Consider the following 14,444-nt stretch of genomic DNA (forward strand, 5'->3'; position numbering starts at 1 on the left):
TGTCCTCATGATCGATCACCTCGGCATCAACTGCGCCGACCTCGCGGCGGCCAAGTCCTTCTACGACCAGGTGCTCGCGCCGCTGGGCTACGGCCGGGTCCTCGACTACGACGTCGCCGTCGGCTACGGCCCCGAGGGCGATCCCGCCTTCTGGCTGAGCAGCTACGCCGACATGCCGGCCCAGCGCGAGGTTCATGTCGCGTTCCGCGCGGCGGACGTCGCCGCCGTCCACGCCTTCCACGAGGCGGCCGTCGCCGTCGGCGCCGAGGTGCTCCACGCGCCGCGGGCGTGGCCGGAGTACCACCCGGGCTACTACGGCGCGTTCGTGCGCGACCTCGACGGCAACAACATCGAGGCGGTCTTCCACGGTCACGCCCCCGACGCCTGATGAGCCCCGACCTCGCCCCGATGCTGGCGCGGGGCGTCACCCCCGAGGTCGAGGTGCTGCACGGTGCGCGCCTCGACCCCGATCACGAGCGGCGCGACACCGGCTGGGTGTTCACGGTCGCCGACGGGGTCGACGACGTCTACGAGGCCGACATCGAGGACTGAACGCCGCCGGTCGGGCTCAGAGCACCGTCCACCACAGGCCGACGATCCCAGGAACCAGTCCCAGCAGCAGCCACGGCGAACGCCATGAGCGGCCGTTGATGACGAGCGTGGCGGCGATCCCGCCGACCATGAACGCCACCGCGATGAGGTTGAGCCCGATCCGGGCGTCCATCCGGTCGTCGGCTACGTGGTCGGCCGCGATCACGAAGCCGGCCGAGAGGTGCAGGATCGTGGTGACCACCAGCACCGACACCACCCGGCGCTGCACCCGCTGCAGGCGCTCGATGTCCTTCGGGTCCGGCGCCTTGCGGGGCGCGTTGGGGTCCATCAGGTGACGGCGGCGAGGGCTCGCTGGGTTCGGGCCGGCCCCCTGCTGCGACGTCTGGTTCACGAGCCCAGGGTATCGGTGGGCGCGGGCCGGGCCCGCATCGGAGCAGCGCCTGAGCTAGGAGTACCGGTGACTCTTCGCCGCGTGCCCGCGCTCGCGGGTGCACGTGCGGCCGCTGATGTTGCGGTGCCCGCAGAGCGCCTCGTCGGCGCCGTCCTCGGCCGGCGCCACCGCCGGCTGAGCCTTCGCGGCCTTCGCGGCTTTCGTGGCCTTCGCCGCCTTGGCCGGCGTAGCGGCCTTGGCGGGCGTGGCCCGCTTCGCGGCCGGGGCCGAACCACCCGCGCGGGCCTGGGCCTCGGCGTACCGGGCCTCGCGCATCGCGCGCACTGCATCCATCTTGCTCATCGGCCACTCACCCGACCGACCCTAGGGGAGGGGTCCGACACAACGGGGGTGGGGGCGGCGAGGAGACGCGGCGAGGGCGCGACGGGACCTGCCCGTCGCGCCCTCGTTCGCGAGATCGATCACACGACGTACGACGATGCCCGCTTCAGCTCGCCGGCGGCCTCGACGACGATCCGCTCGATCAGCTCCTCGCACGACGGCAGGTCGTCGATCACGCCCACGACCTGGCCGCTGGCGAGCACCCCCGCGGAGGTGTCGCCCTCGACCAGCCCGGCACGCAGCATGGTCGGGGTGTTGGCGGCGAGTGCCATCTGGCCGAGGGTGCGCCCCTGTGCCTTCTTCATCGCGCGACCGTCCTTGAGCAGCTCGGCCCAGGACATGCCCGACGCCTTCTTGAACTCCAGGGTCCGGCGCGCGGTCGGGCCGAGCCGGCGTACCGCGGAGGTCTCCTCGAGCGACTCGACGAAGTCGGTGCGCAGGATCCGGTGCGGCATGCCGTCGACCTTGGTCGTGACGACGGTGTCGGACAGGCCCTTCGACAGGTAGAGCTCCTTGACCGCCTGCGGGACCGCGGAGTCGCGGGTGAGCAGGAAGCGGGTGCCCATGCCGACGCCGGCCGCGCCGTACGACAGCGCGGCGGCGAGACCGCGGCCGTCGAAGAAGCCGCCCGCGGCGATGACCGGGATGTCGACGGCGTCGAGGACGGTCGGGAGCAGCAGCGTGGTGGGTACGGCGCCGGTGTGGCCGCCGCCCTCGCCGCCCTGGACCATGACCGCGTCGGCGCCCCACGAGGCGACCTTGACCGCGTGCTTGGCCGCGCCGATCGACGGCATCACGACGATGTCGTGCTCCTTGAGCTTGGCGATCAGCTCGGGCTTGGGGGCGAGTGCGAAGGACGCGACCTTCACCCCGTGGTCGATGAGCAGCTGGCAGCGGTCGGCGGCGTCACCGGCGTCGGCGCGCAGGTTGACGCCGAACGGCCGGTCGGTGCGGCCCTTGACCTCGATGATCGCGGCCTCGAGCTCGGCGAAGGTCATCGTCGCCGAGGCGAGGATGCCGAGGCCGCCGGCGTTGGCTGTGCCGGACACCAGGCGCGGGCCGGAGACCCAGCCCATGCCGGTCTGGACGACGGGGTGAGGTACGCCGACCAGGTCGGTGAAGGGCGTACGGAGCTGCTGGGCGATCACTGCGCCACCTCTTCCTGGGGAACCTCCTTGAAGCGCAGACCCTTCGGGTCGAGCATCTCGCGGATCAGGGTCAGCTCCTCGTAGGTCGGCTCCCGGGTGGACGCGACCTCGGCCGGGATCTCGAGCGCGAACCCGGTGGCGGCGACGACGTCGTCGACGCTCACGCCGGGGTGGAGCGAGACCAGGCGCATCGTGTCGTCCGCGCCCCCCATGTCGAAGACCCCGAGGTTGCTGACGACCCGGTGGATGTCGTTGTAGCGGCTCGCGCCGATGCCGGCGGCCTTCGCGCGCTTCGGGCCGACGCCGGAGACGGTGTCGACCCGCTCGACGAAGACGCGGGGGGAGTGGCGGGGGACCCAGTACGACGTGCGGTGGCCCACCGTGTTGCCCGGCGCCCCGCGGGAGCCGAGCAGCTGGCGGGTCGGCTGGGCGAACGGCCCGATCGCGGAGATGTTCTGGTTGCCGTCGCGGTCGACCTGGGTGGCGCCCATCATCACGTGCCGCCGGCCGTAGGCGATCACGTCGAAGACCTTGCGGAACGGGATCCAGCCCTCGACGACGTCGCCCTTCGCGAACAGCGGCGGCGTACCGGCGAGGAAGAACGCCTCGCCGTCGGAGATCACCAGGTCCGGGTTGCTGGTGAGCTTGGCGAGCCGGACGCCGAGCATGGGCAGCAGTCCCATCGGGCTGGCGAAGATCTCGCCGTCGTCCTTGAAGGCGTCGGCGATCGCGGCGGCGCAGACGTCCGCCCGGGTGTAGTCGCTCACTTGGCGTTCTCCTCGGTGAAGGCCCGAACGGCCGCTTGGTAGGCCGCTTCGTCGCCGGCGAGGAAGCGGTCGTGGAATGCCTGCCAGTCCTCGTCGGATCCGGACGCCGCCGAGGCGTACGCCTTCTGGAAGCGCTCGTCGCGCTCGTAGTCGGGCACGCAGTTGGTGAAGTGCGCACCGTTGGGGGTCTCGACCACGCCGGTGACCATCATCCGGTTCAGCAGCACCCGCTGGACGGGGGTGTCGACGGTGAGCCCGGCGGTGTCGACGATCTGCTCGACACTGAGATAGGTGCGGTCGGCCGCCATCGCGAACAGGTCGTCGAAGTACGGGTCCGGGCCGAGGTAGGTCGCGTTGCCGTGCATGTCGGCGCGGTTGAGGTGGACCAGTGCGACGTCGAGCTTGAGCGCGGGCACGGCGACCAGCTCCTCGTGGCCGACTCCGTCGTCGTACGGGCTGGTGACGGTCTTGATCCACGGGTTGTTGACCAGGACGTCGGATCCCAGCCCGGCGCGCATCGGCAGGAACGGCAGCCGCTCGGCCGCGGCCTTGAGTCCGGTCTGGAACATCCCCTCGTCGAGCTCGACGATCTCGGGGATCGCCGCGGTCTGGCGGGCGCGCTGGAAGTTCGGCTCCAGGGGGATCGAGTCGAGGCTGACGAAGGCGTAGACCAGGCGCCGGATCTTGCCGGCACGGGCGAGCAGGCCGACGTCGGCACCGCCCCAGCTGACGATGGTGAGGTCCTCGAGGTCGGAGTTGCAGATCGCGCGGACCAGGGCCATCGGCTTGCGCCGCGGGCCCCAGCCGCCGATCCCGATGGTCATCCCGCTCTCGAGCGAGGCGATCACGTCGTCGATCGACGTCCGCTTGTCGCGGGGCTTGCGGCTCACTGGGCGCCTCCGGCCTTGGTGGTTCCGGCGAAGTCGTCGCGGAGCTCGTCGCTGACGCCCATCAGGTTGAGCTCGAAGGTGAAGCCCTGCTCCCAGCGGTAGGACTTGTTGACGTCGACCGGGTCGATCCCGTTGAGCGCCTCCTTGGCGGCCCGGATCACCTTGGTGTTCTTGGCGGCGATCTCCCCGGCGACCTTCAAGGCGGCCTCGTCGAGCTGCTCGCGGGGGACGACCTCGAGCACGGAGCCGAACTGCACGAGCTCTCGCGCGGGGATGGTGCGGGCGGTGAAGTAGAGGGTGCGCATCATGTGCTGGGGGACGAGGCGCGCCATGTGGGTCGCGGCGCCGAGGGCGCCCTGGTTGACCTCGGGTACGCCGAAGAACGCGTCGTCGCTCGCGACCACGATGTCGGCGTTCCCCACCAGGCCGACGCCGCCGCCGACGCAGAATCCGTTGACGGCCGCGACGACGGGGACCGAGCACTCGTAGACAGCCTTGAAGGCGGCGAAGCAGCCCTTGTTGGCTCCGAGCAGGGCGTCGAAGCCGCTGGTGTTCTGCATCTCCTTGATGTCGACGCCCGCATTGAAGCCCTTGCCCTCCGCGCGGAGCACGACGACCTTGGTCGCCAGATCGGCGCTGGCCTCGTCGAGTGCGGCGGCCACGTCGAACCAGCCCTGGACCGTGAGGGCGTTGACCGGGGGAGCGTTCATCGTGACGACGCGGATCCCGTCCGGCCGCAACTCGCTGGTGACTGTCATGCCGGGAATGCTACCAAGCATTTGCTTGGTATTGTGCGTCCTGTCCCGCATCGGAGTGGGCGAACCGACGTCGTAGAGGAGACCGAAGTGAGCAGGTTGCTGGAAGGCCGGGTCGCGATCGTGACCGGTGCCGGACGAGGAATCGGACGCGCCCACGCGCTGGAGCTGGCGCGCCATGGCGCGCAGGTCGTCGTCAACGACTTCGGCGTGTCCGCCGCCGGCGAGGGCACCGACGAGTCGCCCGCGCACCAGGTCGTCGCCGAGATCGAGGCGATGGGCGGAGCAGCAGTGGTCAACGGTGCCGACGTCGCCGACTTCGCCGCCGCCGAGGCCATGGTCCGACAGGCGATCGACACCTTCGGCGGGCTCGACATCCTCGTCAACAACGCCGGGTTCCTGCGCGACCGGATGCTGATCAACACCAGCGAGGAGGAGTGGGACGCCGTCATCCGGGTCCACCTCAAAGGCCACTTCGCCCCGCTCCGGCACGCCGGCGCGTACTGGCGCGCCGAGGCCAAGGAGGGCCGCCAGCGCGCGGCCCGGGTGATCAACACCTCCTCCGGCGCCGGCCTCCAGGGTTCACTCGGCCAGACGACGTACTCCGCCGCGAAGGCGGGCATCGCCGGCATGACCCTGGTCGCGGCCGTCGAGCTGGGCCGGTACGGCGTCACCGTCAACGCGATCGCGCCGGTCGCCAAGACCCGGATGACCGAGGGCGCGTTCGACACCTCGGCCATGGCGCTGCCCGAGGACAACTCGCCCGTCGTGGCCTGGCTCGCCTCCGAGGAGGCCGGCGACGTCACCGGCCGGGTGATCGAGATCGACGGATCGGTCATCACCGTCGAGAACGGGTGGTCGCACGGCCCCGCGCGCGACAACGGCGCCCGGTGGGAGGCCGAGAAGGTCGGTGTCGCCCTGCGTGACCTGCTCGCCGAGGCGCCGACCCCGGAGCCGGTGTACGGGACTGCCTGAGCGCGGTGCTTGCTGACCGGCCGCTCTTGGTTCGCGGGGCGGGTGGTGGTCAGGCCAGTTCGGGATTGGGCAGAGACTGCAGGTGATGGGCTCGAAATGTTGCGGTTTGGTCCCAAACCGCAGTTGAGCTGGCCCGTGGGGTTCGGGGTGTTGTCGAGGTCGGCGTGGTGTGTCGCGCTCCGGGTGGCGAGGTGGTCAGGCCAGCTCGGGATTGGGCAGAGACTGCAGGTGATCGGCTCGAAATGTTGCGGTTTGGTCCCAAACCGCAGTTGAGCTGGCCCGTGGGGTTCGGGGGTGGCGCCGAGGTCGGCGTGGTGTCGCGCTCCGGGTGGCGAGGTGGTCAGGCCAGCTCGGGATTGGGCAGAGACTGCAGGTGATCGGCTCGAAATGTTGCGGTTTGGTCCCAAACCGCAATCACGTTGACCCGGAGGTCGGCGGGAGCGGCGGGGCCACCACTTGCTTTGTTCGAACACTTGTTCGAACATGGTGGGATGAGCGTCCGCCCCCTCGAGATCGACGACCCCCGGTCGGTCGTCGACCAGCTGCGGGGGCGGATCGCTGCCCTCGAGGGTGGTCCGACCCGGCTGGGGGTGCCGGTGCTGCCCCTGCTCGCCGGGCTGGTCCAGCTGCGCACCGGCGGGGTCTACGGCGTCGACTCGGCGACGCTCGGGCTGGCGCTCGCGGCGGGCGCGTCCCAGGCCGGGGAGTGGGTCGGGTTCGCCGGCTGGGACGACTTCGGCGCCGAGGCAGCCCAGCAGCAGGGGATCGTGCTCGGCCGCACGGTCCTGGTGCCCACCCCCGGGGAGCATTGGCTCGAGGTGACCGCCGCGCTGGTCGACGTGCTCAAGGTCGTGGTGCTGCGGCCGCCGGGCGGGGTCGACGCCCGTTCCGCCTCGCTCCTCGAGGCCCGGTTGCGCGCGCGGTCGGCGGTGCTGGTCGTGCAGGGGGAGTGGCCGCGCTGTGAGGCGCGGATCAGTGCCGAGCAGGTCAGCTGGGAGGGGATCGGTCAGGGGCGGGGCCGGCTGCGCGAGCGGCGGACCACCCTCGTCGCCCGGGGCGGCGGGCGGATGCCGATGCGGGCGGAGGTGGTGCTGTGATGCGGACGATGGTGCTCTGGTGCCCCGACTGGTCGGTCACGGCTGGCCTGCTCGAGCTGGCGGACTCCGGCGCCGAGCAGGGGGTGGCGCTGGATGCCGCGGCGCCGGCCGTCGTCCTGGCCAACAACAAGGTGGTGGTGTGCAATGCCGCCGCCCGCGCCGAGGGCGTACGCCGGGGGCACCGGCGCCGCGACGCCCAGGCGCGTTGTCCCGAGGTGGTCCTGCTCGACGCCAACCCCGACCGCGACGCCCGGTGGTTCGAGCCGGTCCTGACGGCGGTGGAGACGGTGCGGCCGGGGGTGGCGCCGTTGCGGCCCGGGCTGCTCGCGGTCCCGGCGCCAGGACGCTACTTCGCCCGCCGTGGGGCCGGTGGCGCGATCGACGGCGAGGAGGCCGCGGCGGCGGTCCTCGCCGAGCATCTCGTCCAGGCCGGGGTGTGGGACAGCCGGTTCGGCGCGGCCGACGACCTCTACACCGCCGAGCGGGCCGCGCGGGAGGCGCCGCCTCAGGCATGTCTCTCGATCGCGCCGGGGTCCTCGGCGGAGTTCCTCCGCGGCCTGCCCGTCACGGTCCTCGCCGACGACGGGCCCGAGGGCGCCGAGCTCGCCGACCTGCTGCGCCGGCTCGGCCTGGTGCTGCTCGCCGACTTCGCCCGGCTCACGGCGAGCGAGGTCGCCAACCGGTTCGGCGGCTACGGCGCCGACGTGTGGCGGCGGGTCCAGGGGCGGGAGGTGACCCGGCTCGCCTCCCGCACTCCTCCTCCCGAGCTCGCCTGCGAGATCGCCTTCGAGCCGCCCCTCGACTCCGCCGAGGCGGTCACGTTCAGCGTCCGCACCACCGCCGAGCGCTTCGTCGCCGGACTGGCCGACCGGCAGCTGGTGGCGACCTCGGTGCGGATCGAGGCGGAGTTCGAGGACGGGGTCTCCGCGCGGACCTGGCTCCATCCCCGCTGCTTCAGCTCCCGCGACCTCGTCGACCGGGTGCACTGGCAGCTCCAGGCCGGGATGGCGTCCTCGGGGCTGCGCAGCCGCAAGGGCACCGGCGAGACGATCACCTCCGCGGTCACCCTGGTCCGCTTCCTGCCCGATGTCGTCGAGCCGGCCGGCGACCATGCCGACGGGCTGTGGGGCGGGGGTGCCGAGGAGCAGGTCGTCCGCGGCGTCGCCCGGGTCCAGGCGATGGTCGGGTACGACGCCGTCCGGGTCCCCGTGCTCCAGGGTGGGCGCGGCGCCGCGGACCGTCAGGCGCTGGTGCCGTGGGGGGAGCGGCCGGTCGGCCTGCGTCCGGTCGAGCGCCCCTGGCCCGGCCGGATCCCCGGCCCCGCCCCGAGCCGGGTCTTCGCCGCCCCGCTCGAGGCCGAGGTGGTCGACGAGGTCGGGGTCGCCGTGGCCGTCACCGCGCGCGGGCTGGTGACCGGCGAGCCGTGGCGGCTGCGGATCGGCCGGCGCTGGTGCCCCGTCGCCTCCTGGGCCGGGCCGTGGCCGGTCGACGAGGGCTGGTGGCTGGCGCCGGGCTCAGCCGGCTCGGGCTCGGGCGCCGAGGCGGGCCGGGCGGCCCGGTTCCAGCTGGTCGGCGTGGACGGCCGGGCCTGGCTGATGTGCTGGCGCTCGCCCGGCAGCTGGGAGGTGGAGGCGGCCTATGACTGAGCCTGGCTGCCTGAGCCTCACAGGTAGTCGCCGGCCGCCGGTGCCGACGGACGCCACCCGCCCTCGCCCGCCTGGGAGAGCAGCGCGGCAGTGGTCACCGCGTCCCGGGTCTCGAGCACCGTGGCCCGGACCAGCTCCTTCAGGTCCGCGCCGGTCGCGCCCTCGGTGGCCCGCGCCACCGCCGTCAGGTCGAGCGGGGCGTCGCACCAGGCGAGATAGCGCCGGAGGATCGCGAGCCGGCCCTCGACGCCCGGCGGCTCCATCCGGATGACCGTGTCGAAGCGGGACGAGCGGCGGGCCGCCTTGTCGATCTTCCGGTGGTCGTTCGTGGACGCGACGACCACGACGCCGCTGCGGTCGGCGAGGCCGCCGTCCATCACGTTGAGGAACTCCCGCAGCCGGTGCGGGTTGGTCTGGCCGCGCTCGCCGGCGATCAGGTCGAGGTCGTCCATCAGGATCAGGCTGGGCGACAGGTCCGCGGCGAGGTCGAAGAGCTCGGTGAGGAAGTGCTCGGTGACGTAGGTGTCGGGCACCAGGACGGTCGTCGTCCCGTGCAGCTCGCGGGCGATCACCGTGCCGAGCTGGGTCTTGCCGGTGCCGGGAGGTCCGACGAGCAGCAGCCCGGTGCTGGTGCCGAGGCCGCGGGCGGCGAGGTCGGGGGCGAGCTCCAGCACCCGGTGCACGCCGCGGTCCACGGTGTGCCACACGGCGGCGTCGAGCTTGAGCAGGTCGCGCGACGCGGCCGGGGGAGTCCAGCGCTCGAGGACCAGCCCCCGGTTGCCGGCGCTCAGCCGATAGGTGCCCTGGCGGTACGGCGAGCCGGTGGTGCGGCAGCGACGCAGGAGCCCGTCGAGCAGGTCGGGCAGCCCGTCCGCGTCCCGAGGACGGCCGATCAGCTCGAGCTCGGTGCCGAACCGGTCGGATGCCAGCCGGACCACGACGGGGACGCCGGCGAGCGTGCCGGCCGGCAGCGACATGGTGACCGAGCTGAAGGCCCGCACGTCGCCGCGTGCACCCGGGACCGTCTCGGACCGCGCGGGCCGGGACGGCGACGCGCCGACATGCTCGGCGCTCCAGCGTGCCCGCGCCTCGAACAGCCAGTGTCCGACGGCGTGGGCGACGGGGTGCTCCGGCGCCTCCCTCAGCACGACCAGGTCGGGGACCGCGACACCGAGCCAGGCGGCGGCATGCTCGTAGGGAGTCGGCTCGGTCTGCTCGCGGCGCTCGAACTCGCGGTCGATCGCGGTGGCGAGCAGCCGCAGGGCGGGGGCGGGCGCCTCGGCGAGGAGCTCGAGGGCGTCGATGTCGGTCATGGTCACCACCTTCGGTTCGATCGGGGACGGGTACGGGGCACAGTCGGCCAGTGTGCGGTGACCTCCGCCCGCCACGCCACTGGATATCCGGACCGCCCGCGACCTACCCTGCTGGAGGGAGGGCGTCACCCTTGGAGGAGTCATGGGACGCACCGGCAAGTCGGCCGACCTGGTCGGGCGCAACCTGCGCGCCCTCCACGGCGCGCTCGAACACAGCGTCACGATCCAGATGGCCCGCCTGCAGGGCCTGATGGACGACCTGGTGGCGCGCGGCTCGCTGACCCGGGCCGAGGCCGACCAGCTGCTCGGCCAGCTCGTCAGCACCGGCCGGGCCTACTCCCAGGCGCTGCTGCAGGTGCTCGACACGGTGCGCCAGCCGGCGCGACTGCCGGTGCCGAAGCTGCCGCTCCCGCCGATCCCCTCGCAGCTGCGGCCCGGCCGGCGGCGCACCGACCTGGCGCCGGTGCCCGCGGCCGACGTGCCGGACAACGTGGAGTCGCTCGTCGTCCCCGACCTCGCCCGTCTCACCATCGCGCAGGTGAAGCCCCGGCTGGCCGCGCTCGGCCCCGACGAGCTGCGGCGGGTCCGCGAGCGCGAGGTGACCGGCAGGAACCGCAAGGGCGTGCTCGCCGAGATCGACCGGCTGCTGAGCTAGTAGCGCTCGGCGGGGGCGAACCCGTCGCCGGTGAGCACCGGTACGACGTCGTCGGCGTCCAGGTCCGCGGCGACCACCACGTCCGCGCCGAAGCCGAGGTCGATCAGCTCCTGCCCGCTCGCGCACTCGTCGAGGGCGCCGGACAGCGTGCCGGCCACCGCCCGGTACGCCGCCAGGGCGTGCCTCGCCTCCGGCGCGAGGAGACCGGCCAGCGAGGCCGGCAGTGCGTCGAGGACGGCGCCGGCGCCCCACAGGTCCTCGACCGCGGGACGCAGCGAGTCGTCCGGCCAGCGCTCGCCGGCGGGGACGACGGCGACGCTCGCTCCCTCCTCGATGCGGTGCACGAGCCACCGGGCGACCGCGGAGCGGTTGCGCAGCGCCGCGCCGACGACCAGGAGGTCCGGGGCGCCGGCGCGCAGCGCCGAGCAGATCGTGGAGCCGTTGGGCGAGGGGAGCACCAGCCGCGCGACCTGTGGTCCGGCGAGGAGGTGCGCCGGCGACAGGCTCGGGGCCGGCTCGGCGAGCAGGCGCGCCTCCAGCCGGCCGACGGCGAGGACGGCGTCGCGTTGGTCGGCGTACTGCTGGGCGCGCTCGTCCCTCCACGCGAAGGGATGGACCAGGGTGCCGCGGGAGACGGCGACCGACAGGCTCGTGGTGAAGGAGAGCACGTCCACCACGACCGCGATGTCGGCTCCCTCGACGACCGCGGCGCCGCCGGTCGGTCCCCATTCCAGCCGGATCCGGTGGCGCGCCTGGTGGTGCGCGGGGGCCGGTCGACGAGGGGGAGGGTGGGCCATCGCCGCAGCCTAGGCGAGCCGGACGGGTCACTCCTGTAACGAATCCGTGGTCCCGGCCGCTGTGAGGGGGAGACAAGGGCTCGGGATGACAGGGAGTGGGAGATCGTGCGGTTCACGGGAGTTCGGTCGGTCGTCGGTACGACGCGGGGGGTGGTGGCGACGGCGGTCGCGGTCCTGCTCACGGCCGGGCTGCTGGTGGCCGGGCCGGGACGGACCGAGGCGGCCGCGACGAAGCGGGCGCCCGACCCGGCGCGCGTGGTGACCCCGGGGATCGTGTTCAACCACCCCTTCCGCAGCACCAAGAAGAAGACCCGGATCCAGCGCAAGATCATCAGCACCGTCAAGAACGTCCCGGCGGGGGAGACGATCCGGCTGATGACCTGGAACTTCGACTCGCCGAAGCTGACGAAGGTCTTCGTCAACGCCCACAAGCGCGGCGTGTCGGTGCAGATCATCATGGCGCGGGGGCTGGCGAAGTCGCAGGGGCCCGGTCGCTCGTACCCGACGCTGCGCAAGGCCCTGGCGAAGGGCAATGCGGACCGTCCCAAGCCGCTGCGGAGCTGGATCCGAACCTGCGCCTCGACCTGCCGGGGCAAGGGCGGCGCGATGCACTCCAAGCTGATGCTGGTCAGCCGCTCCGGCGCGACGAGCTGGATCGCGATGCAGGGCTCGGGCAACTTCACCGGTGCCGCGGCGGTGCAGCAGTTCAACGACTGGACCACCATCACCGAGAACCAGCCGCTCTACGACGGCTGGATGACGATGTGGAAGCAGGCGAAGAAGGACAAGAACACCAAGCCGCTGCGATTCACCGTGCCGAGCACCACGACCCCGGGCTCGACCATCACCTCGATCTTCGCGCCGCACAAGAAGAAGGTCGACCCGGCGCTGAAGGTGCTCAACCAGGTCCAGTGCACGGGCGCGAGCAACGTCCCGGGCGGACGGACCAAGGTGCGCATCGCCAACGCCGTGTGGGGCGACCAGCGCGGCGTGAAGGTCGCCCGCAAGGTGCGTGCCCTCGCCAACGCGGGCTGCGACGTACGCATCGTCTTCATGATGATGCCGCTCAAGATCCGCAACATCCTGCGCGGGCTGCCGGCGAAGCAGATGGTCTACATCACCGGCGCGACGGCCAACAAGTTCAAGGACCGCTATGTCCACCTCAAGGGCCTGTCGGTGCAGGGCAACGTGGGTGGCCGGGCCGACGGCAACGTGGTGCTGTCGAGCAGCGAGAACTGGACCCAGCTGGGCTGGCACTCCGACGAGCAGAACGTGATCTTCTGGGACGACGCCGCCCTGGCGGCGAAGTACGCCGACCAGGTGGATCTGATCTACCGGCAGGCGCCGCGCAGCATCAACAACTACGTCAACTCCGCCGACCCGAACGGCCGGATCGTGCCGGGGACCGAGTTCCTCGCGCCGAAGGACTACCCGTTCCACGAGCTCGAGCTCGGCTGAGCCCGCCGCGGGCGGGCTCACCCGCCGGGCGTCTGGCTGCTGTCCCGGCGGGTCCCCTCGGGGTCGTCCGTGCGCTCGTCGGACTCCTCGAGGATCGCCGCGGCCTGGTCCTCGGGGGCGTCGCTGCCGGCCTCCCGCTCCTCGGGCAGCAGCTCGGCGCGCTCGGCGACGCGCTCGTCGTCGCGGGGCCGGTCGGGCCGGTCGGGCTGGTCGGGATGGGTCTCGGTCATGAGGGCGCCGTACCCGCTGCTCCCGGGCGCAGACGCCGCGCTCAGTGCTCGAGCGCGGCGTCCCACCGGTTGGCGATCAGCCTGAAGCTGGGGAGGTCGTCGAGCGAGGTCAGCGCCTCGTAGATGCGCTCGTAGCGCGTCGAGGCGATCCGCCAGGCGCCGTCGGGGTCGCGGCGGTAGCTGTCGACGTAGTAGCCCCCGCCCCGGATCCGGACCTTGAGGTCGGGCACGATCACGGTGTCCTCGAACGCCCACGAACCGGTCGCGGTGTCGCCGTCGACGTCGATCTCGGGGTGGTTGGCGATGTGGACGGTGATGATCCCGGGCCCGAGGTTCTCGGCCATGTAGGCCACGACCGCGTCGCGGCTGTCGAAGTGCAGCGGCTCGCCCATCGCCTGGGTGCCGTAGCGCGCACTGACGTCGGCGGCCAGGCAGTCCGCGTACTCGTCCCACAGCTTGAGGTCGAGGGTGCGGAAGTAGCGGTGCTTGAGGCGCTTGATCTCCTCGATCGCGACAAGGTCCATGGCGGCACTGTAGAACGTGTTCTAGATCTGGTCGAGGGTGTCGGCGCCGGGTGGCAGCATCGGGTGGGTGGACGACGCGCGGACCCTGCTGCTGGCCGAGCGCGACGAGGCGGTACGCCGGCTGGCCGGCCTCACCGGCAGCTTCGCCGAGGTGGTCGCCGCCTCGCGCGACACCAACGCCGACGACGAGCACGACCCCGAGGGCGCGACGATCGCGTTCGAGCGCTCCCAGCTGGCGACCCTGGTGGCCCAGGTGCGCCACCGGCTGGCCGAGATCGACGCGGCCCTCGCCCGGCTGGACTCCGGCGGCTACGGCCGGTGCGAGGCCTGCGGGCGGCCGATCGCCGCGGCCCGGCTCGAGGCGCGGCCCACCGCCCGCACCTGCGTCGGGTGTGCCCCGCCTACGCTGGCCCGGTGAGCGACGTACTCGACGAGGGGCCGTTCTTCCATGGCACCAAGGCCGATCTGCGGGTCGGCGACCTGCTGACCGCGGGCTTCCGGTCCAACTACCGGCCCGAGGTCGTGATGAACCACGTCTACTTCACCGCCCTCCCCGACGGTGCCGGCCTGGCGGCCGAGCTCGCGCCGGGGGACGCCGAGCCGCGGGTGTACGCCGTCGAGCCGACCGGGCCCTTCGAGAACGATCCCAATGTCACCGACAAGAAGTTCCCGGGCAACCCCACGCGCTCCTACCGCAGCCGGGACCCGCTCCGCGTCGTCGGCGAGGTCCACGACTGGACCCGGCTGACGCCGGAGGCGCTGGCGACCTGGCGGGAGCGATTGGCGGAGCTGCGGGAGAGCGAGCGCGGCGAGATCATCAACTGACGCCTTGGCGGTCGAACACCTGTTCGACTAGGCTGGCCGC

At 72.5% G+C, this 14,444-nt stretch carries 19 protein-coding genes; 9 read left to right on the forward strand and 10 right to left on the reverse strand.

What is annotated here, in order from left to right:
- The first annotated feature begins 7 nt into the window (after positions 1 to 7).
- Positions 8 to 388, forward strand: coding sequence for a VOC family protein (locus tag JOD66_RS26355; protein ID WP_204839730.1), 381 nt, complete (start codon positions 8 to 10; stop codon positions 386 to 388).
- On the forward strand, positions 388 to 552 hold the full coding sequence (locus tag JOD66_RS26360) for a hypothetical protein (RefSeq protein ID WP_204839731.1): 165 nt from the start codon (positions 388 to 390) through the stop codon (positions 550 to 552). The genes JOD66_RS26355 and JOD66_RS26360 overlap by 1 nt, the downstream gene beginning before the upstream one ends.
- Before the next feature lie 16 nt (positions 553 to 568).
- Here the strand turns inward: JOD66_RS26360 and JOD66_RS26365 are convergent, their stop codons facing one another.
- The 6 genes from JOD66_RS26365 to JOD66_RS26390 all read right to left on the reverse strand — a co-directional run bounded on the left by JOD66_RS26365 (position 569) and on the right by JOD66_RS26390 (position 4,887).
- Positions 569 to 943, reverse strand: coding sequence for a hypothetical protein (locus JOD66_RS26365; protein ID WP_204839732.1), 375 nt, complete (start codon positions 941 to 943; stop codon positions 569 to 571).
- Positions 944 to 997: 54 nt separating this feature from the next.
- Positions 998 to 1,285 (reverse strand): hypothetical protein, encoded by a 288-nt coding sequence (locus JOD66_RS26370; RefSeq protein ID WP_204839733.1) that lies wholly within the window; start codon positions 1,283 to 1,285, stop codon positions 998 to 1,000.
- A 119-nt stretch (positions 1,286 to 1,404) separates the two neighbouring features.
- A complete protein-coding gene (locus JOD66_RS26375) occupies positions 1,405 to 2,472 on the reverse strand; it encodes an NAD(P)H-dependent flavin oxidoreductase (RefSeq protein ID WP_204839734.1) in 1,068 nt (355 codons plus the stop codon).
- Positions 2,469 to 3,239, reverse strand: coding sequence for a CoA-transferase subunit beta (locus tag JOD66_RS29690; protein WP_204839735.1), 771 nt, complete (start codon positions 3,237 to 3,239; stop codon positions 2,469 to 2,471). The genes JOD66_RS26375 and JOD66_RS29690 overlap by 4 nt, the downstream gene beginning before the upstream one ends.
- Complete coding sequence (locus JOD66_RS26385) at positions 3,236 to 4,129, reverse strand: CoA transferase subunit A (RefSeq protein ID WP_204839736.1); 894 nt, start codon at positions 4,127 to 4,129, stop codon at positions 3,236 to 3,238. The genes JOD66_RS29690 and JOD66_RS26385 overlap by 4 nt, the downstream gene beginning before the upstream one ends.
- The gene (locus JOD66_RS26390; protein WP_204839737.1) at positions 4,126 to 4,887 is read right to left on the reverse strand and encodes an enoyl-CoA hydratase family protein; all 762 of its coding nucleotides are present in this window, start codon (positions 4,885 to 4,887) and stop codon (positions 4,126 to 4,128) included. Before JOD66_RS26390 ends, JOD66_RS26385 begins: the two co-directional genes overlap by 4 nt.
- Before the next feature lie 87 nt (positions 4,888 to 4,974).
- On the opposite strand from JOD66_RS26390, the gene JOD66_RS26395 reads away from it, so the two are divergent.
- From JOD66_RS26395 to JOD66_RS26405, 3 genes are all read left to right on the forward strand, one after another.
- Positions 4,975 to 5,859: an SDR family oxidoreductase gene (locus JOD66_RS26395; protein WP_204839738.1), complete on the forward strand. Its 885-nt coding sequence runs from the start codon at positions 4,975 to 4,977 to the stop codon at positions 5,857 to 5,859.
- Between the two features lie 491 nt (positions 5,860 to 6,350).
- Complete coding sequence (gene imuA', locus JOD66_RS26400) at positions 6,351 to 6,956, forward strand: DnaE2-dependent mutagenesis accessory factor ImuA' (protein WP_204839739.1); 606 nt, start codon at positions 6,351 to 6,353, stop codon at positions 6,954 to 6,956.
- Positions 6,956 to 8,602 (forward strand): DNA polymerase Y family protein, encoded by a 1,647-nt coding sequence (locus tag JOD66_RS26405; RefSeq protein WP_204839740.1) that lies wholly within the window; start codon positions 6,956 to 6,958, stop codon positions 8,600 to 8,602. The genes imuA' and JOD66_RS26405 overlap by 1 nt, the downstream gene beginning before the upstream one ends.
- 17 nt (positions 8,603 to 8,619) lie before the next feature.
- On the opposite strand, the gene JOD66_RS26410 is transcribed toward JOD66_RS26405, so the two are convergent.
- Positions 8,620 to 9,915 (reverse strand): ATP-binding protein, encoded by a 1,296-nt coding sequence (locus JOD66_RS26410; protein ID WP_204839741.1) that lies wholly within the window; start codon positions 9,913 to 9,915, stop codon positions 8,620 to 8,622.
- Between the two features lie 142 nt (positions 9,916 to 10,057).
- Here JOD66_RS26410 and JOD66_RS26415 point away from each other — a divergent pair, with 142 nt between their 5' ends.
- On the forward strand, positions 10,058 to 10,570 hold the full coding sequence (locus JOD66_RS26415; RefSeq protein WP_204839742.1) for a hypothetical protein: 513 nt from the start codon (positions 10,058 to 10,060) through the stop codon (positions 10,568 to 10,570).
- Here JOD66_RS26415 and JOD66_RS26420 read toward each other — a convergent pair.
- Positions 10,567 to 11,367 carry a 2-phosphosulfolactate phosphatase gene (locus JOD66_RS26420; RefSeq protein ID WP_204839743.1) on the reverse strand — a complete coding sequence of 267 codons (801 nt, stop codon included), beginning with the start codon at positions 11,365 to 11,367 and terminating at the stop codon, positions 10,567 to 10,569. The two genes, JOD66_RS26415 and JOD66_RS26420, sit on opposite strands and share 4 nt — an antisense overlap.
- Before the next feature lie 153 nt (positions 11,368 to 11,520).
- Here JOD66_RS26420 and JOD66_RS26425 point away from each other — a divergent pair, with 153 nt between their 5' ends.
- Positions 11,521 to 12,825 (forward strand): phospholipase D-like domain-containing protein, encoded by a 1,305-nt coding sequence (locus JOD66_RS26425; protein ID WP_204839744.1) that lies wholly within the window; start codon positions 11,521 to 11,523, stop codon positions 12,823 to 12,825.
- Positions 12,826 to 12,842: 17 nt separating this feature from the next.
- Here JOD66_RS26425 and JOD66_RS26430 read toward each other — a convergent pair whose 3' ends face one another.
- Entirely contained in the window at positions 12,843 to 13,055 is a 213-nt protein-coding gene (locus JOD66_RS26430) for a hypothetical protein (RefSeq protein WP_204839745.1), read from the reverse strand.
- A gap of 41 nt (positions 13,056 to 13,096) precedes the next feature.
- The gene (locus tag JOD66_RS26435; RefSeq protein WP_204839746.1) at positions 13,097 to 13,579 is read right to left on the reverse strand and encodes a nuclear transport factor 2 family protein; all 483 of its coding nucleotides are present in this window, start codon (positions 13,577 to 13,579) and stop codon (positions 13,097 to 13,099) included.
- 67 nt (positions 13,580 to 13,646) lie between these two features.
- Between JOD66_RS26435 and JOD66_RS26440 the strand changes: the two genes are divergently transcribed.
- Together JOD66_RS26440 and arr are read left to right on the forward strand one after the other, a co-directional pair.
- On the forward strand, positions 13,647 to 13,997 hold the full coding sequence (locus tag JOD66_RS26440) for a TraR/DksA family transcriptional regulator (protein WP_204839747.1): 351 nt from the start codon (positions 13,647 to 13,649) through the stop codon (positions 13,995 to 13,997).
- Positions 13,970 to 14,404, forward strand: coding sequence for an NAD(+)--rifampin ADP-ribosyltransferase (arr, locus tag JOD66_RS26445; RefSeq protein WP_372442816.1), 435 nt, complete (start codon positions 13,970 to 13,972; stop codon positions 14,402 to 14,404). The genes JOD66_RS26440 and arr overlap by 28 nt, the downstream gene beginning before the upstream one ends.
- Positions 14,405 to 14,444: the final 40 nt, after the last annotated feature.

The organism is Nocardioides nitrophenolicus, assembly GCF_016907515.1.
Lineage (GTDB): Bacteria > Actinomycetota > Actinomycetes > Propionibacteriales > Nocardioidaceae > Nocardioides > Nocardioides nitrophenolicus.